Annotated in this window: 19 protein-coding genes; 8 read left to right on the top strand and 11 right to left on the bottom strand. The window is 66.9% G+C overall.

The features are described 5' to 3' along the window. Positions 1-75 precede the first annotated feature (75 nt). The 3 genes from O6X71_RS03645 (at position 76) to O6X71_RS03635 (ending at position 2,723) form a co-directional block, all read left to right on the top strand. The gene (locus tag O6X71_RS03645; RefSeq protein WP_353464489.1) at positions 76-984 is read left to right on the top strand and encodes a LysR family transcriptional regulator; all 909 of its coding nucleotides are present in this window, start codon (positions 76-78) and stop codon (positions 982-984) included. A 69-nt stretch (positions 985-1,053) separates the two neighbouring features. After that, positions 1,054-1,827 (top strand): SDR family NAD(P)-dependent oxidoreductase, encoded by a 774-nt coding sequence (locus tag O6X71_RS03640; protein WP_353464488.1) that lies wholly within the window; start codon positions 1,054-1,056, stop codon positions 1,825-1,827. After that, complete coding sequence (locus O6X71_RS03635; RefSeq protein WP_353464487.1) at positions 1,827-2,723, top strand: glycosidase; 897 nt, start codon at positions 1,827-1,829, stop codon at positions 2,721-2,723. Before O6X71_RS03640 ends, O6X71_RS03635 begins: the two co-directional genes overlap by 1 nt. A gap of 47 nt (positions 2,724-2,770) precedes the next feature. On the opposite strand, the gene O6X71_RS03630 is transcribed toward O6X71_RS03635, so the two are convergent. Further along, positions 2,771-2,992, bottom strand: coding sequence for a hypothetical protein (locus O6X71_RS03630; protein ID WP_056481571.1), 222 nt, complete (start codon positions 2,990-2,992; stop codon positions 2,771-2,773). Between the two features lie 232 nt (positions 2,993-3,224). Between O6X71_RS03630 and O6X71_RS03625 the strand changes: the two genes are divergently transcribed. Beyond that, entirely contained in the window at positions 3,225-3,722 is a 498-nt protein-coding gene (locus tag O6X71_RS03625) for a DUF2141 domain-containing protein (RefSeq protein WP_353464486.1), read from the top strand. A gap of 4 nt (positions 3,723-3,726) precedes the next feature. On the opposite strand, the gene O6X71_RS03620 is transcribed toward O6X71_RS03625, so the two are convergent. The 4 genes from O6X71_RS03620 to O6X71_RS03605 are packed head-to-tail and all read right to left on the bottom strand — an operon-like array spanning position 3,727 to position 9,010. Then, positions 3,727-6,153, bottom strand: coding sequence for a TonB-dependent receptor (locus tag O6X71_RS03620; protein WP_353464485.1), 2,427 nt, complete (start codon positions 6,151-6,153; stop codon positions 3,727-3,729). Further along, a complete protein-coding gene (locus O6X71_RS03615) occupies positions 6,107-7,102 on the bottom strand; it encodes a FecR family protein (RefSeq protein WP_353464484.1) in 996 nt (331 codons plus the stop codon). Before O6X71_RS03615 ends, O6X71_RS03620 begins: the two co-directional genes overlap by 47 nt. Further along, positions 7,092-7,649, bottom strand: a complete 558-nt coding sequence (locus O6X71_RS03610; protein ID WP_353464483.1) for an RNA polymerase sigma factor — start codon at positions 7,647-7,649, stop codon at positions 7,092-7,094. Before O6X71_RS03610 ends, O6X71_RS03615 begins: the two co-directional genes overlap by 11 nt. After that, the gene (locus O6X71_RS03605; RefSeq protein ID WP_353464482.1) at positions 7,646-9,010 is read right to left on the bottom strand and encodes a lipopolysaccharide biosynthesis protein; all 1,365 of its coding nucleotides are present in this window, start codon (positions 9,008-9,010) and stop codon (positions 7,646-7,648) included. The genes O6X71_RS03610 and O6X71_RS03605 overlap by 4 nt, the downstream gene beginning before the upstream one ends. Before the next feature lie 111 nt (positions 9,011-9,121). Here O6X71_RS03605 and O6X71_RS03600 point away from each other — a divergent pair, with 111 nt between their 5' ends. Beyond that, on the top strand, positions 9,122-10,345 hold the full coding sequence (locus O6X71_RS03600; protein WP_353464480.1) for a hypothetical protein: 1,224 nt from the start codon (positions 9,122-9,124) through the stop codon (positions 10,343-10,345). Positions 10,346-10,409: 64 nt separating this feature from the next. Beyond that, on the top strand, positions 10,410-11,330 hold the full coding sequence (locus O6X71_RS03595; protein ID WP_353464478.1) for a glucosamine inositolphosphorylceramide transferase family protein: 921 nt from the start codon (positions 10,410-10,412) through the stop codon (positions 11,328-11,330). Here the strand turns inward: O6X71_RS03595 and O6X71_RS03590 are convergent. Genes O6X71_RS03590 through O6X71_RS03565 form a run of 6 tightly spaced genes read right to left on the bottom strand, consistent with a single transcriptional unit; the run spans position 11,302 to position 19,990 of the window. Then, a complete protein-coding gene (locus tag O6X71_RS03590) occupies positions 11,302-12,384 on the bottom strand; it encodes a glycosyltransferase (protein ID WP_353464476.1) in 1,083 nt (360 codons plus the stop codon). The two genes, O6X71_RS03595 and O6X71_RS03590, sit on opposite strands and share 29 nt — an antisense overlap. Beyond that, on the bottom strand, positions 12,381-13,463 hold the full coding sequence (locus tag O6X71_RS03585; RefSeq protein WP_353464475.1) for a glycosyltransferase: 1,083 nt from the start codon (positions 13,461-13,463) through the stop codon (positions 12,381-12,383). The genes O6X71_RS03590 and O6X71_RS03585 overlap by 4 nt, the downstream gene beginning before the upstream one ends. Before the next feature lie 43 nt (positions 13,464-13,506). Further along, the gene (locus tag O6X71_RS03580; RefSeq protein WP_353464474.1) at positions 13,507-14,133 is read right to left on the bottom strand and encodes a hypothetical protein; all 627 of its coding nucleotides are present in this window, start codon (positions 14,131-14,133) and stop codon (positions 13,507-13,509) included. 3 nt (positions 14,134-14,136) lie between these two features. Continuing rightward, positions 14,137-15,558 (bottom strand): efflux transporter outer membrane subunit, encoded by a 1,422-nt coding sequence (locus O6X71_RS03575; RefSeq protein ID WP_353464473.1) that lies wholly within the window; start codon positions 15,556-15,558, stop codon positions 14,137-14,139. Further along, on the bottom strand, positions 15,555-18,731 hold the full coding sequence (locus O6X71_RS03570; RefSeq protein WP_353464472.1) for an efflux RND transporter permease subunit: 3,177 nt from the start codon (positions 18,729-18,731) through the stop codon (positions 15,555-15,557). Before O6X71_RS03570 ends, O6X71_RS03575 begins: the two co-directional genes overlap by 4 nt. After that, positions 18,728-19,990 carry an efflux RND transporter periplasmic adaptor subunit gene (locus tag O6X71_RS03565; protein WP_353464471.1) on the bottom strand — a complete coding sequence of 421 codons (1,263 nt, stop codon included), beginning with the start codon at positions 19,988-19,990 and terminating at the stop codon, positions 18,728-18,730. Before O6X71_RS03565 ends, O6X71_RS03570 begins: the two co-directional genes overlap by 4 nt. A 107-nt stretch (positions 19,991-20,097) precedes the next feature. On the opposite strand from O6X71_RS03565, the gene O6X71_RS03560 reads away from it, so the two are divergent. Then, positions 20,098-20,772, top strand: coding sequence for a response regulator (locus O6X71_RS03560; RefSeq protein WP_353465055.1), 675 nt, complete (start codon positions 20,098-20,100; stop codon positions 20,770-20,772). Beyond that, positions 20,769-22,088 (top strand): sensor histidine kinase, encoded by a 1,320-nt coding sequence (locus O6X71_RS03555; protein ID WP_353464470.1) that lies wholly within the window; start codon positions 20,769-20,771, stop codon positions 22,086-22,088. Before O6X71_RS03560 ends, O6X71_RS03555 begins: the two co-directional genes overlap by 4 nt. The last annotated feature ends 3 nt before the right edge of the window (positions 22,089-22,091 follow it).

Below are 22,091 nucleotides of genomic sequence, written 5' to 3'. Positions count from 1 at the left end.
CTACGCGCGACGAAAAGCGACGTCCTACGGCATGTTTTCGCGTATGGCGGGACAATAATTCCAGAATGGACTCGCATGATCCCATCCGAACGCCTCAAGGGCATCGAAGCCTTTGTCTGTACCGCCGATGCCGGCAGCTTCACTGCGGCCGGCGTACGGCTGAACCTGACCAACTCCGCGGTCAGCAAAAGCGTCGCGCGGCTGGAGGCGCGCCTGGGTAGCCGGCTGTTCGAACGCACCACGCGTCGGCTGACGCTGACCGACGTCGGCGCCGCCTTCTACGAGACCTGCGTCCGCGTGCTCGAGGATCTCGCCGATGCCGAAGCCGTGCTCGCGGCGCACCGGTCGGAGATCGTCGGGCGGCTGAAGGTCGACGTGCCGATCGCGTTCGGGCGGATGCAGGCGATGCCGCTGTTGCTCGCCTTCGCCGAACGCCATCCGAATTTACGTCCGAGCATTACCTTTACTGACCGGAAGATCGACATCGTCGAGGAGGGCATCGACGTCGCGATCCGGATCGGTGCGTCGGAGCCATGGGCGGACAATCTCGGCCATCGCTATCTTGGCAGCGAGCGCGTCATAATCTGCGCCGCTCCGACCTATCTCGCGCGGCGTGGGACACCGGCAGCGGTGCACGATCTCGGTCGGTTCGACTGCATCCTCTACGGGCGCGGCGACGGCAGCACGATCAAGTGGCGTTTTGCCGATGGCGCTGGCGGCATCGACGAGCGCGCGATGGATGGCCGCATCGTCCTTGGCAGCGCGGAGGCTCAGGTCGGAGCGGTCAAGGCTGGGTTCGGTATCGCGCAACTCGCGACCTGGTTGATCGAGGACGAACTCGCGCGCGGCGACCTGGTCGAGGTTCTTCCCGAACTGGCGACGGCGGGGCTGCCCCTGCATCTGATCTGGCCCCGGCGCCGGCAACTGAGCCCGAAGGTTGATGCGCTGCTCGATGCGCTGACCAGCGGACTTCGGATTGCATGACGAAGAGGTGAAAAGCGCGTCATCCCGCCATTTCCTGCAACTCGGTGTGGCGTTGCCGGTTGGGAAAGGATGACCATCTTCAACGATCAAATCGCTATCGTCACCGGCGGTGAATCCGGGATCGGTGCCGCCTGCGCCAAGGCGCTCGGCGAGGCCGGCGCACGCGTCGTCATCACCTATTTCAAGGACGCAGCGGCGGCGCAGGCGGTATGTGCGGCGATCGGCGGATCCGACCGCGCCATCGCCGTCCAGGCCGACGTCGGCGATGAAACCGCGATCGAACATTTGTTCGCACAGGCGGAAGCAGCGTTCGGCACGGTCACGCTGCTCGTCAACTCCGCGGGCCTCAACATGAGCGGCGTCATGCTGGTGGACATGGAACTGGCCCAGTTCGACCGAGTGATCCGCTCCGACCTCTACGGCCCGTTCCTGACGTGTCGCCGCATGGTCCGTGCTCTGGAAGCCAAGAATACCAAGGGCCGCATCGTCAACATCTCGTCGATCCACGAACGCGCGCCGCGACCCGGCGGCGTCGACTATGATTCCGCGAAGGGAGGCTTGTCGCAACTGACGGCGACGCTGGCGCTGGAACTTGCGCCGAAGGGCATTGCGGTCAACGGTGTCGCACCGGGCATGATCCTGACGCCGATGAACCAGTCCTCGCTCGATCATCCGCAGGAGCTCGCCGCCAAGGAGGCCGCGATCCCGTGGAAACGCGCGGGGCGGCCCGACGAGGTCGCGTCGCTGGTGACGTTCCTGCTCTCTCCCGCCGCCGACTATATCACCGGCACGACGGTGACGATCGACGGCGCGCTGTCGCTCACCGTCGCGCAGGGCGCGTGATGGTCACCTACGCGGTCGAGCAGCTCGACACCGTCGCGATCTCCGCCAATTCGGTGATCGACGGCATGGACCTGATGAGCCCGTTCGTTTGGAAGGAGGGCGGCCTCTACCGGATCATGGTCCGCGGCGTTCCCCATCCGCTCGGACCGCACGACCCGACCGGGATCATCGCCCGCGGCGAAAGTCGCGACGGCCTGTCGTTCACGATGGATCCGGGGCTCGCGATCACCCCCGGTCCCGGCGCGGAGGACATGGGTGGGTGCGAGGACCCGACCGTCCTAATGACCCCTGACCACGAGTATCTGATCTACTACACAGGCGTCGATGCGGACCGCTCGCAAGGCTGCATGATCCTCGCCGCCGGCTGCGACCTGACGGCGCTGGTCAAGGAGGATCTGGTGCTGAAGGCACCACCGGGCGAGGGTAACATCAAGGAAGCCACGCTGGTGCAGACGAGTGCTGGCGACTGGCGGCTGTTCTACGAATACGCGGCGGATGGCGCGTCGCGGATCGGCATGGCAGGCGGACCCACTGCAAAGGGACCGTGGACGGTGCTGCCCGATCCGTTCGGGATACGCGAGGACAGTTGGGACAATTGGCATCTGTCGACCGGGCCGATCTGGCAGGCGGAGGGCGCCGACCCGGTAATGTTCTACAATGGCGCGACGCATGATGCGCGGTGGCGGATCGGCTGGATCAGCTTCAGCCCGGATCTCACGCGGGTCACGGGGCGCGGGTTGGAACCGCTGCTATTGCCGCCGCCTGCGCTGAGCCGCGAGGCGACAGATATCGCGTTCGCCGCGTCCACCGTCGCAGAGGGCGACAGTATCGCATTATATTATTCGCTCGAGGACCGCATGCTGCGGCGCGCGTTGATCGGGCGCTATAGCCGCTGACTACGGAGAATGGTCGCGGGCGACATACCGTCCGCGACCATTCATCATCAGCCGTGAGCGCGGGCGGCGGCTTTCTGCGCGCGTGCCTGCTTGGCGTAGTGGTGATGCGCAACAACGCAGCCGATGGCGGCCCCGGCAACAGCGTGGCCCTTACCGACGAAATGCCCGCCAACGCCGCCAGCGGCAGCGCCGCGGATGCAGCCCTTCGCCAACACGGGCGATGCCGTCATCGCGAGGAGCGGAAGAGCGAGAAGGGTGATGAAGCGCATGGCGGTATCCTTGAAAGCACTGCAGGAAGACCTGAAATACCGTCCAAGCCGCCACCGTGTTCCGTGAGAAATTCGTCATGTTCTGCATGTGCGAAGGTCTCGTCAACGATACGAACTGTCCGCCATAAGATATTGAAGATGCGGTAGTCCTGTAACGAGCGGCGCATCCACCGATCCGGGTACGACGCCCCGGCGTTGCATCCCGATCCGAACGAACCGAAAGCCAAGAACCATGATTGCCCTGTATCTCGCGGCGTTGTCGATGACGCCCAATGCCGCCTTGAAACCGATCGGTCCGGACGCGGCGAAATGCACAGCGGGTAGCACCCACTCGGCGATGCTGGTCGTCGTCGAGGGGTTCAAGGCGCGCACCGGAACCGTTCGTGTTCGCACGTTCGGGGGGTCGCCCTCGACGTATTTCGACAAGAAAAAGACGCTGTTGCGCACCGAAGTTCCGACGCCGCGCGAAGGCCGGGTCGCGATCTGCATGCCAGTCGATCGGCCGGGCGTCTATGCGGTCGACGTGCGTCACGACATCAATGCCAACGACAAGACCGACCGCAGCGACGGCGGCGGGGCGTCGGGCAATCCGCACGTCACGCTGTTCGACATGCTGTTCTCGCGCAAACCCGATCCGAAGATCGTCCAGGTGCGTGTCGGATCAGGCACGACGGTCGTGCCGGTCACCCTCACCTACCTGCAAGGCGGATCGCTGCAGCCGATCCGCTGATCGATCACCAGCCGATCGCGCCGCCCAACCGGAACGTGCGCGGGCGCAGTGGCGTGTATTCGTTACGCGCCGCCAGCGCGAACGGGTTGCCGCCCGCAAAGCGGTCTCCCTTCACGTCGAACACATTCTCGACGGTGGCGGTCAGTCGGATGGTATTGCGCGTCCACGTTCCGCCAAGGTGCGTGCTGCCATATTCCCCCTGTGACACATCGAGCGGGGCCTGCGTCCCGACGGTCGACCGGCCGACGTAGCGCCACCCCGCGTCGACGCTGGCGTGCGTATCGGCGCTGAGCGACCATTCATAGCCGATACTTCCCGACACCGCGAACGGCGGCGTGTTGGGCAGTCGCGCGCCGACCTGCCGGCGTAGTGCGGGGTCTGCGTCGGCGACGTGGGTCTCGTTGAGGAACATCGCCATGTCGATCTTCAAGCCGGTCAGCGGCACCCAGTTGGCGCTCGCCTCCAGTCCATAGATATGGCTGTTGCCGAGATTGGTGGTGAACGGAAAACCGGATTTGTCGACCAGATCAGCCTGTATATGTCGCCAGTCGGTCAGCGATGCACCGATCGACGCCGCAAGTCCCAGCGGTCCGTGACGCTCCTGGCGCAGGCCGATCTCCCCGACATGAATTGTATCGCGAACGAGATCGGCAACGCGGCCAACGCCCGGCGCCACGGTGATCCCGCCGGTCCGGAAACCCGATTGGTAGCGCGCATACGCTGCCAGCGTCGGGGTCAGCAACCATGATACGCCGAGCGTCGGATCGAGTCGGGTAGAACTTAGTCCGCGAATGTATGTCGTCGTCTTGAGCTTGGCGATCGGGTCGCCGTCGGTGCGCTGATGCGTCAGTCGTGCACCCGCGGTGATCGTCAACGCCGGGCTGATCGCGAGCCCCGCCTCGCCGAACACCGCTGCGTCGAGCGTCCGATTGGTGACGCCGACGATGTCGCGCAGCTTGTCGGGCGCGCCGTATTTGCGTGCATAGGCGTCGCGCGCGTGAATGAGCGCGACGCCGACCAGCCAACCGGCGCCGTTCGGCTTGGCGCGGGAGAGGCGTGTCTCGTGCGAGAACAAGCGACTGCGTTCGTCGGTGTCATAGGCGATCGGCGCGTTCGGACGGATCGGCCGCGTGGCATCGAACCGGCTCTCCGCATCGCGGCGGACCAACCCGGTCGCCGAGACGAGGTGCAGCCCGTCTTCCCAACGCCTGTCGATCACGACACGCCCGAGGAAATATTGCTGGCTGAACGGCTGCGCGAGCAGGGACGCGCGGGAGAGCGATCCCATTCCGCGCTCGGCATATTGCAGGTCTGGGGCGGTCACGTTCTGGATCACGACACCCGCGTCGATCGTCCACCCGCTTGCCGGAACGACGCGGACGTCGAGGCGTCCACCCGTGGTCGCCACGCGGTTGACGTTGCGAAGGTTGCGGCGGATATCGTCGATATAGCCGCCTTCGACGACCCGGTAGCCGACCGCGCGTACGCCAGCGACGCCCGTCTCGATCGGTATGTTGACCATCCCGGCGATATCGCCGCCCGGATCGCCCGACTTGGTCGCGCTGACGCCGCCCGACACATTGGCCGACACCCCCGAGAGATCCACCGCGTGCGGCACCAGCCGGACGATCCCCCCGATCGCGCCTGCGCCGTACAGCGTGCCCTGCGGCCCTTCGAGGACTTCGACCTGATCGACGTCGTACAGGTTCAGCCCCGGTTCGGGACCGTTATAGGCGACGGGCACCTCGCCGAAATAGACGTTGGCGGTCGATTGCGTCGGTCCGGTGAAGCTGCTGTCCGCGACCCCGCGGATGAACAGCTTGTTGCGACCCGCACCCAACGCCGTGCTCTGCAGGATCGGTGTCGCGGCGATCGCCTCGTCCATGCCGTTCGCGGCATCGTTGCGGATGTTCACGGCGCTTGCCGGTCGCAGGATCGTGAGCGCGCCGGGAAAGCGTAGTCGCGACGTCGCGCGCTTGGTCGCGGTGACGATGATTTCGGGCGACACTTCGACCGGCGGCGGCGTCAGGGGGAGTCTCGGTTTCGGTTGGCGTTCGCGCGCAACTGGTTGCTGGACGACAGCGCGACGAACGATCCTAAAGCTGCCTCCGCCAAGTCGCTGCGCGGTGTACGGGCTGCCTGCGAGCATTTGGTCAAGGGCTGCGGCCGCGGTCAGTCGACCCTTTGCCCCCCGCGTCATGACCCGCGACAAGCCAGGCTCCGCACTGCCGATATCGACGCCCGCCTGCTGCGCGAGCACCGCGACCGCGCGATCGAGCGGCCCCGGCGCAACGGCGATCGCCTGCCGCTCCGCTGCGTGAGCAGGCGTAGACAGCGACGGTGTAATCAGGGTGGCGGCGAGGAGCGATACGGCCAGGCGGAGTTTACGGACCGGCATGGCCTCCAACCAGACGCCAGCGGCCGTTAGCATGCTCCGCTCGAGCGCCGATCAGCGCTGCGGCGCGCGGGATCAGGCTGTCGGCACCGCCCGCCACGCCGATCGATCCGGTGAACCGCGTTTCCGCCAGTCCGGGAGCGACGCGGACGACCGTACCGGTACTGCGTTCCAATGCTGCGGCGACGAGCCGCACCGGCGTCTGCTGGAACACCAGCCGGCCTTTACGCCAACTGCCGACATCGTCGATCGCGATACCCGACATCCGTGGCGCGCCGCCGTCGACATGCGACAGCGCTGCGCCGGCGGTCAGCATGATGCGTTCCTGTTCGGGCTGGAACATCACCGCACCCTCGGCAACCTGGACGCCGAGATGCGTACCGACGCGCGCGACGTTGAAGACGGTGCCGACGTCCTGCAACCGCATCGTCCCCGACTGGACGACGAACGGATGCGCGACGTCGTGCGTGACCCGGAAGATCGCCTCGCCGCGTTCCAGCGTGACCAGACGCCCATTACCGTCGTCGACCGCCAGCCTGGTCCCGCCGTTCAGGTCGATACGGCTGCCGTCGGCGAGCGTCACGCTGCGGCGAACCCCGGCGGGTGTCTCGATGATCCGCGCCGCCGTCGTCGATGGGTTTTCGAGCGGCAGCATGACGCCGACGATCCCGGCCGCAGCCAGTCCGCCGACGGTTCCCAGCACCCAGCGCCGCCGCGGAGGCGGTCGATCGTCATTGGCGGCAACCAGCGGTATTGCTTGCGACCAGTCTGGCGGGCTCAGCGCGTCGGTCAGTTCCGCGTCCGCAACCGCCAACGCGTCATAGGCACGTGCATGCTGCGGGTCAGTCTCCAGCCAGTCGGCGAACGCCGTCCATGCGCCACCATCGGCAGTCGGCAAACGGAGGTGCCACGCGACCGCCTCGGCTGCGGCGTGTTCGCCGAAGCCCGGGCCGTAATCGCCGTCCTTGCCCCACTCATCGACCATCGCGCTGGTCCTCCTCATGAGCGAGACGTCCTGCCTGCGGGATATCCGCACCGGAATTGCTCCGTTGCAAGTGAATTCGCAGGTATGCGCGGTGCAGCAGCTTCTCGACGCCACTGACGGTGATCCCCATCTGCTCGGCGATCGCCTTCTGCGGTAGGTCCTCGAACCGGTAGAGCCGGAACGCGGTCGCGACGCGATCGGGCAGGCCGGCGAGCGTCGCCTCGACCCGCCCGAGCCGTTCGCGGGCGATCAATGCGCGTTCGGCATCGGGATGCTCGTCGGCGGTCGCCCGCGTTTCCAGCCAGTCGGTGTCGCGGTCCGCCCGCCGCGCCGCGCGACGACGGCGGTCGACGGCGATGTTGTTCGCCATCCGGCAGATATAGCCGAGCGGTTCGGCGATCGGCCCGCCGGTCACCGTTTCCAGCTTCAGCCACAGATCCTGGAGCGCATCCTCCGCCTCCTCGACGCTGCCCAACCGCGCGACGAGGAGCCGCAGCAGCATCGCGCGCTCGGCGAGGAATACGGCGCGGAGCCCGCCCAGGGTCATGCCGGATCGGCCTTCGCATCGCGGCGGAACAGCACCGCAAGCGCGATAATCGCGACGCCGTTCTGGAGCAGCGCGTGCCACCCTGCCCCGTCGGTCCCGAGCGCCCACAGCATAGCCGGCAGCAGCGGGTAGAGCGCGAGGCTGGTGACGAGGCCGATGGTCATGGAGCGGCCCGGCAGTCCGAGTGCTGTCAGTCCCGAGGCTAATGGTGCGCTTGCGAGCCCTGCGGCACGCGCGCCAGCGATCAGGATCAGGAGGACTGTGCCGCCTTCGAAGCTTGCGCCACCGAGTGTGACCAGCAACCAGTCGCCTGCGAAAGCGAGGACCAGAACAATCGGCAGCGCCACCGCGAGAGCAAGCCCCGCGCTGCGCCAGACCGTGTGCCGCAACGCCGTCAGATCACCGCGAGCCACCTGGGCCGCGAGCACGGCGTAGCTGGCCTGGCTCAGCAACACCGTCGGCTGGGCGAGCAACGACGTCGCGCGCTGGGTCAGTGCGAGCAGTCCTGCCGCCGCCGGCCCGAGCAGCCAGCCGACCGTCAGCGGCGCGAGGTTCGGCGCGAGTTCCCGGACAGTGATGTCGAAGTTGGTGATGAGGATGAAGCGCTTGAGCCCCTCGGTATCGCGCGCCGTGCCGCGCCAAGGTCCGCGCAACCGCTCGCCGGCGGCAAGCTTGCGCCACGCGACCCAGCCGAAACCCCACATCGCGAGCCCCTCGGCGACGGCAGCGACCAGCCAGACCGCGATGAATCCGATCAGCCCGCCGCCCGCGAACCAGACTGCGAGCGCGCCGACCAGGCGGATCAGCGGCGACACCGCCTGGTGGATCCCGATCAGGTCGAACCGGTCGGCGATCTGCAGCAGGCCTTGCGGCGTCGCGCGGACCGTCGCGATTACGGCGAGCGAATACGGAATGGCGATCCGGATCGTGTCGGGCGACCAGCCGAGCCGTGGTCCGATCAGCGGCACCAGTAGTGCCGCCACGACGACCGCTACTGCACCGCAGCCGAGTTCGATCACCGCCATGAACCGGACGATCCGCGCGAACCCGGCCCGATCGCCCGCCTCCAGCGCGAGCCCGCCATACCGCACCACGCCGTGAAACCCGGAGAACGCAAGGACGCTGCCGATCAGCACCGCATAGGCGTTGACCAGCACCAGCACGCCGTACTCGGCCGCGCCCAACCGGTGCGTCACGAGTACGAGGTAGACGAGGCTCATGATGCCCGCGGCCGCCTTGCCGCCGAGCAGGTGACCAAGGTTCGCCAGCACCAGCCACAGCCCCGACCGATCGCCGCGTTCCGGTCCAGCTTTGGCGGAGTGCACCTGCCGGGTCGTCATACGGTGGAGAAGCGAACGCATCGCGAGCGCTTAGACGCCGATCGTTGCGCCGACGAACGGAAAGTTCCGCGCAATCGGCCAGATGACAAAATATTTAGTGAGGATGGCCGGTGCCGGGAACGTCTACCGGCCATGAAGATCGGTTTTCTGTTCAATCACGACCAGGTTCATCAGGTCGCGCATGCCCTCCCGACCGCGCTGGCGATGGCGGAGGGCTATCCCGATGCGGAGATCGTCGTCGCGACCACCAACGCGCGGTTGACCGACGAAGTCCGGCGCCTGTGCGCGCGGCTCGGCGTTACCGTACCGCTGGTCGAACTAGGCCTACGTCGTGCATCGACGCGTGCGTTGTCCGGCGCGCTCGAATGGGCACTGCCGGTGACCAAGATCGGTATCTACCGCGACAATCTCGATTTCTTCCGGTCGCTCGATGCGCTGGTCGTCGCCGAGAAGACGTCGTTGTTGCTCAAGACCCGCTACGGCCTGGACGATCTCAAGATCATCCACACGCGCCACGGTGCGGGCGACCGCGCGATCGGCTTCAACAAGCACAGCGCGACGTTCGATCACGTCCTCGTTTCGGGCAGCAAGATCCGCCAGCGCCTGCACCGCGAGGCCGGCGTGCCGTTCAACCGGATGAGCCTGATCGGCTATCCCAAGTTCGACCTGATGCCGGAGCCTGCCCCGCGCCTGCCGTTCCAGGCTAACGGCAAGCCGACGGTGCTCTATAATCCGCATCCGTCGCCGCACCTGTCGTCCTGGTATGCGCAGGGCCGCGCGGTGCTTGAGCATTTCCTGCACGACGACCGCTACAATCTGATCTTCGCGCCGCACGTCATGCTGTTCCACCGCAAGTTCGTGCTGACGATCGACAAGTTCCGGATCGACCGCGCCGGCGTGATCGAGCAGCGCTTTCTCGATGCGCCGAACATTCATGTCGATCTTGGTTCGGCCGCATCGACCGACATGACCTATACCGCCGCGGCGGACATCTATCTCGGCGACGTCAGCAGCCAGGTCTATGAGTTCCTCCACACGCCGCGCCCGTGCCTGTTCCTCGATGCGCATGCGACGGCGTGGGACGGCGATGCGAACTATGCGCACTGGCAGGCGGGCGAAGTCGTCACCGGTACCGAGGACCTCGGCGCCGCGCTCGACCGCTCTGTGGCGCAACACGACCGCTATCGTCCGGTCCAACGCGCGCTGTTCCAGCGGAGCTTCGAACTGACCGCGGAACGCTCCGCAGTGCGTGCGGCGCGCGCGGTGATAAGCGTGCTCGGCGATACCATCCCGGCCGTGCTGCCCGAGCGCGAACTGGAAACGGCAACCGGAACGCAGGGGTTGCGCGTGGCCTGATCCGCCGCGACAAGGCCCGCGCTGCGTCCCTGTCGGACGCGGCGTTTGGGATCAATCGACCACCGTGGCTCTACGCAAGGATATCTGGCGCCCTGCGATCGTGATGGCGACTGCCGAGGCGATCGTCGCGCGCGGCTCGATCGAGGGGTTCCCGATGATGTGGCTGCCGCCGATGGGCAGCTTCCAGTTTCTCGCGGATCCGTTCGGGCTATGGCGCGATGGGCGGCTGTACGTGTTCGTCGAGACCTATGATTACCGCGTCCGGATCGGCGCGATCGAAGTGCTGGTCTACGATGCCGACTTCCGCCTGGTCGATCGTCAGCCGGTGCTGAACGAGCCCTGGCATCTGTCCTACCCGCTGGTGTTCGAGGCGAATGGCGAGACGTGGATGCTGCCCGAGGCGCATCGCTCGAACCGGCTGACGCTGTATCGTGCGGTCGACTTCCCGACCCGGTGGGAGCCGGCGCATGTCATCGAACTCGATCACGTCGCCGTCGATGCGACGCCGGTGTTCCATGACGGGCGGTGGTGGCTGTTCTATACCTCGGCCGACCGCGAGCCGGACAAGATGAGCGCGCTGCACCTCGCCTCTGCGGACCGGCTGGCGGGACCGTGGACGCCGCACCCGATGAACCCTGTGCGGGTCGATGTCGCAAGCGCGCGACCGGGCGGGATGCCGCTGGTGATCGATGGCCGAATCGTGCTGCCGGTGCAGGATTGCAGCCGGACCTATGGTGGCGCGATCCGGCCGCTGACGATGACCGTTTTGACCACCGAACGGTTCGAGGCCGAGGTGGGCGACGCGATGGTCCCGCCGGCCTCTTCCGCGCCGTTCGTCGAGGGGTTGCACACGCTGTCGACGGCGGGGCCGGTGACGCTGGTCGATATGAAGCGTACCGAATTGTCGTTACATGGGCTCTCGATCGAAGCAGTACGCGAGGTGAAAAAACTGCGTCTTAAAAGGCGCGCATCCGATCGAGGATAGCAAGACCGGTCGCGGCGAACCGGTCTGGTCCGAACGTCGCGAGAACGCGCTCGCGACCTGCCTGCCCCATCGTCGCCAGTTGCGCCGGCTCGGCCAACGCTCGCGACAACGCAGCGGCGAGCGCTACCGGATCGCCCGGGGGGACGGTGAAGCCGGTCTCGCCTTCGACGATGCTACCGGGGAGTTCGCCGACCGCCGAAGCGATCACGGGGAGCCCCGCCTGCATCGCCTCGTGGGCCGCAACGCAAAGGCCTTCCGAGCGCGATGGCTGCACGTAGAGATGGCAGCTTGCCAGGAATACCGCGGGGTCAGCCGCATAGCCTGCGAACCGCAGCGTCTTTATCCCGAGAGCATTCGCGCGAGCTTCGAGAGCGTGCCGTTCTGCGCCGTCCCCCGCGATCACCATCTCGTACGGCGTCGACGTGTCGAGCAGCGCCAGCGCTTCGACCAGCACGTCGTAGCCCTTCACGCGGTGCAGACGGCCGAGGCTACCGATCCTGATACGCTGGCCCGGCTGCCATCGCGTCGCCTGAAGCGCTTGGGGATTCGCGCGGAAGATCGACCATTGGACTAGACGCTCGGGGGGAACGTGCAGTCGTTCCGCGGTCAGTCGCGTCACGGCGGTGGAGTCGCCGACCCAGAGCCGCGACAGCCGTTGCGTTGCACGCAGCAAGACGCGGTTGGCCGGCTTGAGGAAGGCGGCGTGCTGCCAGCTGACGACCGGCCACCCCCGGCGCACGCCGACGATCTGGCCGAGCAAAGTCGCACGTGTAAGCGAGGTCCAGAGATGCGTCGGCGCCCAGTCCTTGAGGGTCGCGTCGAGCCAGCGGAGTGCGGCCGCGTGATCGGTCTCGCCGCCATCGCGGACATGCACATCCAGCCCGGCGGCGCGCATCGCAGTCTCGCCGCGACGGTCGCGGGCGGTCAGTGCGAACACCGCCACCTCCCCGCCGCCGTCGCGCAACACGCCGAGCACTGCGGGCACCGGGGACGCAGCCCCGCCGCCCTCGACCGAGTTGATCACGTAAGCGATCCGCATCGGGCGATTGCTCACGCCCGCAACCCTGCGAACAGACCGAGATACGCAGCCGCAACCGCGTTGATCCGGTGATGCGCGACCGACGCCGCAAGTGCTTCCGGATCGGGCGGAGATTGCGCAAGCATCGCCACGATCGCATCTGCAAGGGCGTCGCTACCGTTCAGTGGCACGACCATGCCCGCGCCTTGCGCATCGAGCAGTCGTGTCGCCGGGGTACAATCGGTCGCGACCACCGGTCGACCCGCTGCCAGAGCTTCCACCAAGACTGCCGGATACCCCTCGAAATCGGACGCCAGCACGAACAGCCGCGCGGCATCAAGCCGGGGCCGGATATCCGTAACATACCCGACGAGCTCGACTCGATCGGCAAGTCCCAGCGTCTCGCTCAGTCGGCGCAATGCATCCGCTTCCGGGCCGTCGCCGACGATGACTAGATGCGCCGTACCTTTCGGCAGTTTTGCGAAGGCGTCGATCAAGCGCGCGAACCCCTTTTCGGGGACCAGTCGGCCCGCGGCGAGTATGACCGGCGGCTTCGTTTTGGGGATCGGCAATGGCGACGCAGCGTCGTCGCTCAGCGCGGGCAACGCGATCGTCGTCGTCACGGGACGGCGCAGTATCCGGTCCGCCTGATCGCGCGCGACGTCCGACAGCGCGACCACGGCCTGCACCCCACGAAGGAGGTGTCGCATCCGAACCTCGAACGCCCATTGCCGCAGCCGACCGCGCTGCGGCTTGTCGAGCGCCGCGCTGACCTGCGCGACCACGGGTATCCCCGATCCGGCCAGCGCGGCGGCGACCGGCCAATGGAAATTACCGGGAACGAAGACGCCGTCGAACCGACGCCGCTCGACGAACGCGCGCGCGGCCTGCGCCAATCGCCTGCGCGAACCCGATTCACGCGGGATCGAAGGTTCTGCAACGACGATCTCGACCGCTTCGCCCGCCAATGCCCTAAGCGGCCCGGCATCCGAACCGGCAAAGATCGTAACTTGGACACCCCGCTTCGCCCACGCTTCGGCCAGACGCACGGCGACCCGCTCGGTGCCGCCCAGCGCGAAATCGTGAAGGACGATGAGGATCGACAGCGCGGCCATTCCCGCGCGGTTAGCGCCGACATCGCGTCGACGCCAAGCTTTGTTACGTCGCTACCCAGATACGGTCGTGCCCTAGATCGAAGATCACGCGCATGTTCCTGAACGCAGCGAGCCCGACGGACGGCGTCGCGCCTTGCGTGACGACCGCGTTCTTGAGGACCACATGGCCGAGCGCGACGACATCGGCGCTGGTCGGCGCAATGACGTCCGTTGGGCGCGCGAGGTCGAGTATCGCGGCCGTCGGCGGCGCCGAACCAATCGCCAGCGGTACCGTCATCGAGCCATCGGCCTGATGCGTGATCGGGATCGCGATCATTCCGCGTTCGACACGCGATGCTTCCCCCGCCAACAGCAGGCGGAGTTCGTGATTAGTGAAGTCGATCTCGATCGGGTTGGCATCGAGAATATCCTGGCCGATCCGCACGTCCGCGCCCGTCGCCGGTTCCGGTTCGATCGCGGCGATCGGCGCATGGAGATATTCCGCGCGAATGCCGATCTTCACGCGGTTCCGATGCGCGATCCTCTCGGCCAGCTTCGTGGCGAGGGCAGAATGCGGCACGCCCGGCATGATCGCGATCGTTGCCCGCGCATTGTCGACCCTGCCGTGAAACAGCAGCGTTGCCGCCATCATGACGAACTTCCCGCTCGTCGCGCCTATGATTCCGCCCATCAACTATCCTCCTGAAACGCCGCCGCCCGCGGCCTGGAACAGCGCCACCGTGTCCGACAGTCGTGCCGCGCGGGCCTGCACCGCCTGCCCACGCGCCTGCGCATCGGACGCGGTGGCGTTGAGCAACGCGGGCGTGCCGACGTCGCCGAGCTCGAGCTGACGGCGGACGAAGGCGAGCGCACGGCCGGACGCGTCGGTCGCCTGCGTCGCGGAGTCGAGTGCATCGGCGTCGGTGCGCAGGCCGGTCAGCGCGTCCGACACGTCGCCGAACGCCTGGAGCACGGCGGCCCGATACTGCGCCTTGGCGGCATCGAGCGCGGCTTCGGCGGCGTGTTGTTGGTGACGAAGCGCGCCGGCGTGGAAGATCGGCTGGGTGATACCGCCGATCAGCGTCCAGAACGGATTGCCGCTCTTGAACATGTCGCCGAACCGTTCCGATGTCCCGCCCGCCGATCCGCTGAGCGAGATCGCGGGCAGACGCGCGGCGATCGCGGTGCCGACGTCGGCACCTGCCCCTTCGAGCTGCGCGCGTGCCGCCAGCACATCGGGACGACGCGCGACCAGATCGGAGGGCACGATCAGCGGCAGGTCACGCGGCAGGGTCAGCGAGGCTAGCGTCGGCAACGGCGGCAGGTCCGATCCTGCTGATCGCCCGATCAACGTGCCGATCACGACGCGCTGATGCGCTTCGGCTCGTACCAGGGGTGGCAGCGCACACTCAGCAGTCGCCAGTGCGGCCTGTTGCGTGGAGACGTCCGCGGCACCGACGGCGCCGAGTTGTTGGCGCTTGACCAACGTCTGCAGGATGTCGTGATTGACCGCGATGGCGGTCTGCGCCGCGACGATCTGCTCGGCGAGCGAGGCGCGCTGGATCACCGCTTCTACCAGATTGGCGATCACAGCTGTCCGGGCCGCCGCCAGCCGCTGCCGCTGCGTCTCGGTCGCGGCGCGCGCGGAGCGGATCTTCGAGCGGGTGCCGCCAAACAGGTCGGGCGCATAGCTCACCGTCACCTGCGCGGTATGCAGCGTATAGAGCTGCTGGTTCTGGTCCGCGACCGCGGGCGACAGCGCGTTCGAGATTCGCGTGCGCTCCGCCTGATAGTTGACGTCGGCCTGCGGCAGCGCCGAGCCCGCCGTGGCGAAACCCTGCTCGCGGTACTGGCGTAGCGTCGCCTCCGCCACGGCGATATCGGTCGCATGCGACTGCACCTCGCTCACCAGCGTGTCGAGCTGCGGGCTCCCGAAGGTCCGCCACCACTCGGCCGGCACTGCCGCGAGCGTGGTGGCCTGCGCCGCGCCGCTGGACGGTGCGAAGGTCTGTGCGGCGAGGGTCGGCGGCAGGCTGGCATGCGCGTCGAGATTGTGCGGGCCCATCGTGCAGGCGCTGGTGACACCCGCGAGCAGGAGGATGGCGAGACGCTTCATGCTTGAACCTCCGTATGAGGATGGTGCCCGACGTCGCGCCCGTGCGCACCGCGATCTTCGGGCGGCACGCGCTTCGAAAAGCGGGCGATCAGCACCGGTAGCACCAGCAGGATCAGGATCGGCGCGAGCGTCATGCCCCCGACGACGACCAGCGCGAGCGGCTTCTGCACCTGGCTGCCGATCCCGCTCGACAGCGCGGCGGGGAGCAGGCCGATCGCCGCCACCAGGCACGTCATCACCACCGGACGCAGGCTGTGACGCACCGTGGTCGCCAGCGCATTCTCACGCGCGAACCCTTCGTCGACGGCGTGATTGTAGGTCGTGACTACCAGGATTCCGTCCATCACCGCGATTCCGAACAGCGCGACAAACCCGATCGCCGACGAGATGCTGAACGCGGTCCCGGTCAGCGCCAGCGCAAGCACACCGCCGATGATCGCCATCGGGATCGCCGAGAACGCCAGCAGGCTGTCGCGGATCGAGCCGAAGTTCGCATAGAGCAGCAGCAGGATCACCAGCAGGCTGATCGGCACCACCACTTCCAACCGCGCGACCGCGTTGTTGAGGTTGTCGAGCTCGCCCGCCCATTCGAGGTGATAGCCCGACGGCAGGTGCACGGTCTGGCCGATCCGCGCATGCGCCTCGTCGACCGCACCGCCGAGATCGCGACCGCGGACCGAGAATTTGATCGGGATGTAGCGCTCCTGATGCTCGCGGTAGATGAACGAGGCACCGGTCGTCAGCTTGACGTCGGCGACCTCGGACAGCGGCACCTGAATCGTGCCCGCGCCATCGGGCGACGGCGCACCGATCGTGATCCGGCGGATCGCGTCGATCGTGTCGCGCTGTTCGGGTTTCAGGCGGACGACGATCGGGAAGTGACGATCGGTGCCCTTCTCGTACAAGTCGACGTTCGACTGCCCGCCGATCGCTGCGGCGACGGTCGCGTTGATATCGTCGGGGGTCAGCCCGTAGCGCGAGGCACGCGCGCGATCGACGTCGATCCGCACCGTCGGCTGGCCGAGCGACTGGAACACGCCAAGGTCCTCGATCCCGCGGACCTTGCCCATCTGCGCCTTGATCTGGTTTGCATATTTCTCGAGCGTGGTCAGGTCGGGGCCGAACAGCTTGATCGAGTTCGCGCCCTTCACGCCCGACGCCGCCTCCTCGACGTTATCCTCTATGATCTGCGAGAAGGAGAAGTCGACGCCGGGGTATTTGGCGCTGAGCCGCTTCGACAGTTCCTCGGTCAGCGTTTCCTTGGTGACGCCGCTCGGCCAGGTATCGAACGGCTTCAGCGGCACGAAGTATTCGGCGTTAAAGAAGCCCGTCGAATCCGTGCCGTCGTCGGGGCGACCGTGTGCCGACAGCACCGCCTGCACCTCGGGATATTGCATCAGGATGCGGCGGACGCCGTTGACCACCGGCTGCCCCGCCTCGAGGCTGACCGACGCGGGCAGCGTCGCACGGATGTACATGTTGCCCTCTTCGAGATGCGGCAGGAACTCGATCCCGAGCGAGCGCACGCCCACCAGAGCGACCGCCATCAGCAGCAGCGCGCCGCCGATCGCGACGACCCGGTTGCCGAGCGCGAATGCCGCGGCCGGTTCGTAGACGCGCCGCAGCTTGCCGACGATCCACGTCTCGACCTCCGACAATTTGTCGGGCAGCAGCATCATCGCCAGCACCGGCGCGACCGTAAAGGTCGCGATCAGCCCGCCGGTGATCGCATAGGCATAGGTCTTCGCCATCGGCCCGAAGATATGGCCCTCGACACCAGTCAGCGTGAACAGCGGCAGGAAGCTCGCGATGATGATCGCGGCGGCGAAGAAGATCCCGCGGCTGACCTCGGAACTGGCGCCCAGCACCGCCGAGAAGCGGTTGGCGAGCGTATAATGACCCTTGCCGCTTTCGACATGCGCGGATCGCTCGACCATGTGCCGGAAGATGTTTTCGACCATGATCACGCACGCATCGACCACGAGCCCGAAATCGAGCGCGCCGACCGACAGCAGGTTCGCGCTTTCCCCCTGTAACACTAGGATCAAAATCGCGAAGGCGAGCGCGAACGGGATCGTCGCGGACACGATGATCGCGCTGCGCAGATTGCCCAGGAAGATCCACTGGAGCGCGAAGATCAGCAGGATGCCGACCACCATGTTCTCCAGCACGGTGTGGATCGTGAGGTGGATCAGGTCGGAACGATCGTAGATCCGGTCGAGATGAACGCCCGGCGGCAGTATCCCCGACGCGTTGATGTCGGACACTTCCTTCTGCACCGCGAGGATCGTTGGCATCGACTGCGCGCCACGCTGCATCAGGACGATGCCCTGGACGATGTCGTCCTGGTCGTTGTAGCCGGCGATGCCGAGCCGTGGCGCGTTGCCGATGCGGACGTGCGCGACGTCCTTCAACAACACCGGCTGGCCGCCGCCGGTGCCGACGAGCACGTTCTCGATACCGCCGACCGACTGGATCAGGCCGATGCCGCGGACGATCGCTGCCTGCGCACCGAAATTGATCGTCTGGCCGCCGACATTGCCATCGCTCTTGGCAAGCGCCGCCAGCACCTGCGACACCGTCACGTTGTGCGCGGCGAGGCGATCATTGTCGATCACCACGTCGTAGGTCCGCAGCTTGCCGCCCCAGCCGGTGACGTCGATCACGCCCGGAATGCGCTTGAACCGGCGCTGGAGGACCCAGTCCTGCAACGTCTTGAGATCCATCACCGAATAGCCCTTCGGCGCGGTGATCTTGTAGCGGAAGATCTCGCCGACCGGGCTGGTCGGGGACAGAGTCGGCTGTGCGCCACCCTGGAGCGGGGGAAGCTGCGACAGGCGGTTGATGACCTGTTGCTTGGCCTCGTCGTTGGTGAGGTCGTAGCTGAACTGGATCTTGATGTCCGACAGCCCGAACAGCGAGATCGCGCGGATCGCGGTCAGATGCGGGATGCCCGCCATACCGACCTCGATCGGGATGGTGACGTTGCGCTCCATCTCCTCCGCCGACAGGCCTTGGGTCTGGGTGATGATCTCGACCATCGGCGGGACCGGATCGGGATACGCCTCGATGTTGAGATTGTAGAAGCCGACGCCCCCCGCCACCAGCATGGCGACGAAGATGCCGACGATCAGCAGCCGCTGACGCAGCGCGAATTCGACGATGCGGTTCATTCGCCGAGACCGGCTTCGTTGACGAACAGCGCACCCGCAGTGACGATCCGCTCACCGGACTTGAGGCCGGCGGTGATCGACACCTTCTCGTCCTGCTCCTCGCCCGCGGTGACTTTCCGCGCGACCAGCAGGCCATCAGGCCGAACCACCCACACGCGCGCGTCGTCGCCTTCGTGGATCACCGCCGCCGCAGGTACCAGCAGCGCGTCGCCACTGTGCGGGCGCTGGATCGAGAAGCTCGCGAACATCTGTGGTTTCAGCGCCCCGTCCGGGTTGGCGATGGTCGCGCGCACCGGCAGGCGGTGGCTCTGCGGATCGAGCGCGGCGCCGACCAGGTCGATCGTCGCGTGGAAGCTGCGCCCCGGCAGCGCGGGCGTCGTCACCGTGACGCTATCGCCGAGATGCACTGCGCTCGCATCGCCCTCGGCGAGCTGCGCGATCAGCCAGACGCGCGACGGATCGGTGATCGTCATCACCGGCTTGTCGCCGCCCTGCGAGAGATACTGCCCCGCCGATACGTCGCGCGACGCGATCAGACCGGAGATCGGCGCGTGCAGCGTCGTCACGTCATGGATGCCCGAGACTTCGCCGACATTCTCCAGGCGCGAGATCTCGCCCTGCGACTTGCCGAGGATCGCCAGCTTATCGCGGGCGGCACCGAGCGACGCGGCGGCCGTGCGTGCGGTCGCCTGTGCGGCGGCGAGATCGGTCTTGGCCTGCTGATAGTCCTTCAGCGCGCCGCCCGCCGTCTCGTAGATCAGCCGCTGGCGTTCCGCGGTCCGCTCGGCGGTCGCAAGTTGCGCCTGCGCGTTCTGTGCAGCGGCGCGCGCCGCGAACAGCCCGCTGCGTGCATCGACGAAGTCGCTCGTCTTCACCAGCATCAGCGGCTGGCCTTGCGTCACGCGCTGCCCCGCGTCCGCGAGCACGCGCACCACCTGCCCCGAATAGGGCATAAAAACCGGCGTGCTGCGATCGCCATCGACCGTGATCGCGCCGCTCGCCAACGTCCGCGCATCGGATGCGCCATAGCCGACGCGCATCGTCGTCAGCCCGGCCATCTGATCCTTGGTCGGCCGGAACGTGCCGGCAGGCGACACGGGCGCGGGCGCGGGCTCGTGATGCGTGAGCTTGCCGATCAGCACGACGATCAGCACCAGTCCGACGATCACGCCGGCCGCGATACCGAGCCAGCGCATCTGCGCGGAACGGGACAGCGAGCGTGTCGGGGGGAGCGTTTCGGGTGTCGTCGATGCGTGCATAATCAGCCCCTTGGGGATTAGACTGGAGCCGGTAGCGCCGCTGGCTTACAGCGCGCTTACGGATGCTGCGCTGCCGCAATATGGGCGGCAATATGAGGTCGAATTCGATGCGGGTGCTGTTGATCGAGGACGACCGCGATCTGGCGCAGGCGCTGATAGCGGCGCTGGCTCCGCGCGGGTTCGCGGTCGATCTTGCGCGCAGCGGCGGCGAGGCCGAGGCGTATCTGAAGGACGGCGACTACGCCGCGGTCCTGCTCGATCTGGGCCTGCCGGACGAGGACGGACTAGCACTGCTCCACCGGATGCGGAGCCGTGGCGACACCCGCCCGGTGCTGATCCTGACCGCGCGCGGCACGATCGATGCGCGGATCCGCGGGTTGAACGAAGGCGCCGACGATTATCTGGTCAAACCGTTCGACGTCGACGAACTCCACGCTCGCCTGCTTGCGGTACTGCGTCGCCAAGGGGGATATCTAGGCCGGTCGCTGACATGCGGACGGCTCACGTTCGATCTCGAAATCCGCGTCGCGCATGTCGAAGGGATGACGATCGCGCTGTCGGTACGCGAGACCGAGTTGCTTGAATTGCTCCTCCGTCGTGCTGGCAACGTCGTGCCCAAGCGGATCGCGGAGGATCATCTTTTCGGGCTCGGCGGCGAGCTCGGCTCGAACGCGGTCGAAGTCTATGTTCACCGCCTGCGGAAAAAGCTCGACGAGGCGGCGAGCGGCGCACGGATCGAGACGGTGCGCGGGGTCGGCTACATCATCGTCTGCAAGCCATGAAGCTTCGCCTGCCCAGATCCTTGCTGGGGCAGTTCGTTGCGCTCCATATCGTCACCGCGCTGATCGCGACGATCACGCTGTCGCTGGGGGTTGCGATGCTCCTCCACAGCACGGCCGACCATTACCAGCGCAGGCTGCTCCGCCAGCAGGCGGCAATCGTTGCCAGCGCCTCGCCGCTGGTCGCGCTGCCGGGCGATGCGCTGACCGACGGCATGGCGGTCGCGATCATCGACCGAGGCCGCACCGTCCTGATGGAGAAAGGCCCTGCCCGACCGAGGATCATCGCCGCGGTGCCGATGGATCACGGCGCACATTTCTTTCGCCGCGGCGTGATCGAGGCGTACAGCCTGCCGATCGCCGGCGGGCGCTGGATCGTCGCGTCACAGGACGGCGCCGCGCCGGAAGTCATCACCGACGATATCGTCAGCGCCTTCCTTAAACGGTTCGCGCTGCTGGTCCTGCCGATTGCCGCGCTCGTGCCGCTGATCGGTGCGCTGCTGACGCGTCGACTGACGCGGCGGATGCAGGCGGTGTCCGCGACCGCCGCCGCGATCGGCCCGCGTACGCTCGATACGCGATTGCCGCGGGGCATTTTGCCGTCCGAAGTCGAACCGCTCGCTGCGGCAACCAACGAAGCGCTCGACCGATTGGAGGAAGGGTTTCGTACGCAGACGGCATTCGCCGCCGACATCGCGCACGAACTGCGTACCCCGCTCGCGGTGATCCGACTGCGGGCGGACGCGGTGACCGACGTCGCGGCGCGCGGCGCGTTGATTGCCTCGGTGGACCGTGCGGCACGGGTCATCGCGCAACTGCTCGCGCTGGCCGATCTCGAACGCCCGATGGAGGATCATGGCGAGCCACTGCAGCTAGCCACGCTTGCCGAAGCCGTCGTAGCACAGCGAGCGCCCGGCATCATCGCAGGTGGTCGCAAGATTGCGCTGGAAGACCTGTCGACGGGATCGATGATCCAACACGGCTATGCTGGCGCAATCACGCTGGCGCTCGAAAACCTCGTCGACAACGCCGTACGCCATACGCGGACGGGGACGACGATCAGCGTGCGCGTGAATTTGGACGGCAGCGTGAGCGTCCTCGACGACGGCGAAGGCATTCCCGTCGAGCATCTGACCCGTCTGAAGGAGCGGTTCTGGCGCGCGGACGGCTCCCGCTCCGAAGGCTCGGGCATCGGCCTGTCGATCGTCGACCGCGTCGCGCGGGCCCACTACGGCGTCCTCGACATCAGCCCGCGGGCCGGCACCAGCGGACTGGAGTTCCGGATGACATTGGGGCCGTCCGATCGACAGGCGCCGTGAGGT

This window comes from Sphingomonas faeni (assembly GCF_040407505.1).
Classification (GTDB): domain Bacteria; phylum Pseudomonadota; class Alphaproteobacteria; order Sphingomonadales; family Sphingomonadaceae; genus Sphingomonas; species Sphingomonas faeni_E.
Note: the sequence above shows the minus strand (reverse complement) of the source record. Positions and strands in the feature narration are given on the sequence as shown.

Excerpts from the sequence above, each read along its gene's own strand:
- O6X71_RS03645 (WP_353464489.1), top strand. The coding sequence starts at position 76 with ATGATCCCATCCGAACGCCTCAAGGGCATCGAAGCCTTTGTCTGTACC.
- O6X71_RS03640 (WP_353464488.1), top strand. The coding sequence starts at position 1,054 with ATGACCATCTTCAACGATCAAATCGCTATCGTCACCGGCGGTGAATCC.
- O6X71_RS03635 (WP_353464487.1), top strand. The coding sequence starts at position 1,827 with ATGGTCACCTACGCGGTCGAGCAGCTCGACACCGTCGCGATCTCCGCC.
- O6X71_RS03630 (WP_056481571.1), bottom strand. The coding sequence starts at position 2,992 with ATGCGCTTCATCACCCTTCTCGCTCTTCCGCTCCTCGCGATGACGGCA.
- O6X71_RS03625 (WP_353464486.1), top strand. The coding sequence starts at position 3,225 with ATGATTGCCCTGTATCTCGCGGCGTTGTCGATGACGCCCAATGCCGCC.
- O6X71_RS03620 (WP_353464485.1), bottom strand. The coding sequence starts at position 6,153 with ATGCTAACGGCCGCTGGCGTCTGGTTGGAGGCCATGCCGGTCCGTAAA.
- O6X71_RS03615 (WP_353464484.1), bottom strand. The coding sequence starts at position 7,102 with ATGGTCGATGAGTGGGGCAAGGACGGCGATTACGGCCCGGGCTTCGGC.
- O6X71_RS03610 (WP_353464483.1), bottom strand. The coding sequence starts at position 7,649 with ATGACCCTGGGCGGGCTCCGCGCCGTATTCCTCGCCGAGCGCGCGATG.
- O6X71_RS03605 (WP_353464482.1), bottom strand. The coding sequence starts at position 9,010 with ATGCGTTCGCTTCTCCACCGTATGACGACCCGGCAGGTGCACTCCGCC.
- O6X71_RS03600 (WP_353464480.1), top strand. The coding sequence starts at position 9,122 with ATGAAGATCGGTTTTCTGTTCAATCACGACCAGGTTCATCAGGTCGCG.
- O6X71_RS03585 (WP_353464475.1), bottom strand. The coding sequence starts at position 13,463 with ATGGCCGCGCTGTCGATCCTCATCGTCCTTCACGATTTCGCGCTGGGC.
- O6X71_RS03580 (WP_353464474.1), bottom strand. The coding sequence starts at position 14,133 with ATGGGCGGAATCATAGGCGCGACGAGCGGGAAGTTCGTCATGATGGCG.
- O6X71_RS03575 (WP_353464473.1), bottom strand. The coding sequence starts at position 15,558 with ATGAAGCGTCTCGCCATCCTCCTGCTCGCGGGTGTCACCAGCGCCTGC.
- O6X71_RS03570 (WP_353464472.1), bottom strand. The coding sequence starts at position 18,731 with ATGAACCGCATCGTCGAATTCGCGCTGCGTCAGCGGCTGCTGATCGTC.
- O6X71_RS03565 (WP_353464471.1), bottom strand. The coding sequence starts at position 19,990 with ATGCACGCATCGACGACACCCGAAACGCTCCCCCCGACACGCTCGCTG.
- O6X71_RS03560 (WP_353465055.1), top strand. The coding sequence starts at position 20,098 with ATGCGGGTGCTGTTGATCGAGGACGACCGCGATCTGGCGCAGGCGCTG.
- O6X71_RS03555 (WP_353464470.1), top strand. The coding sequence starts at position 20,769 with ATGAAGCTTCGCCTGCCCAGATCCTTGCTGGGGCAGTTCGTTGCGCTC.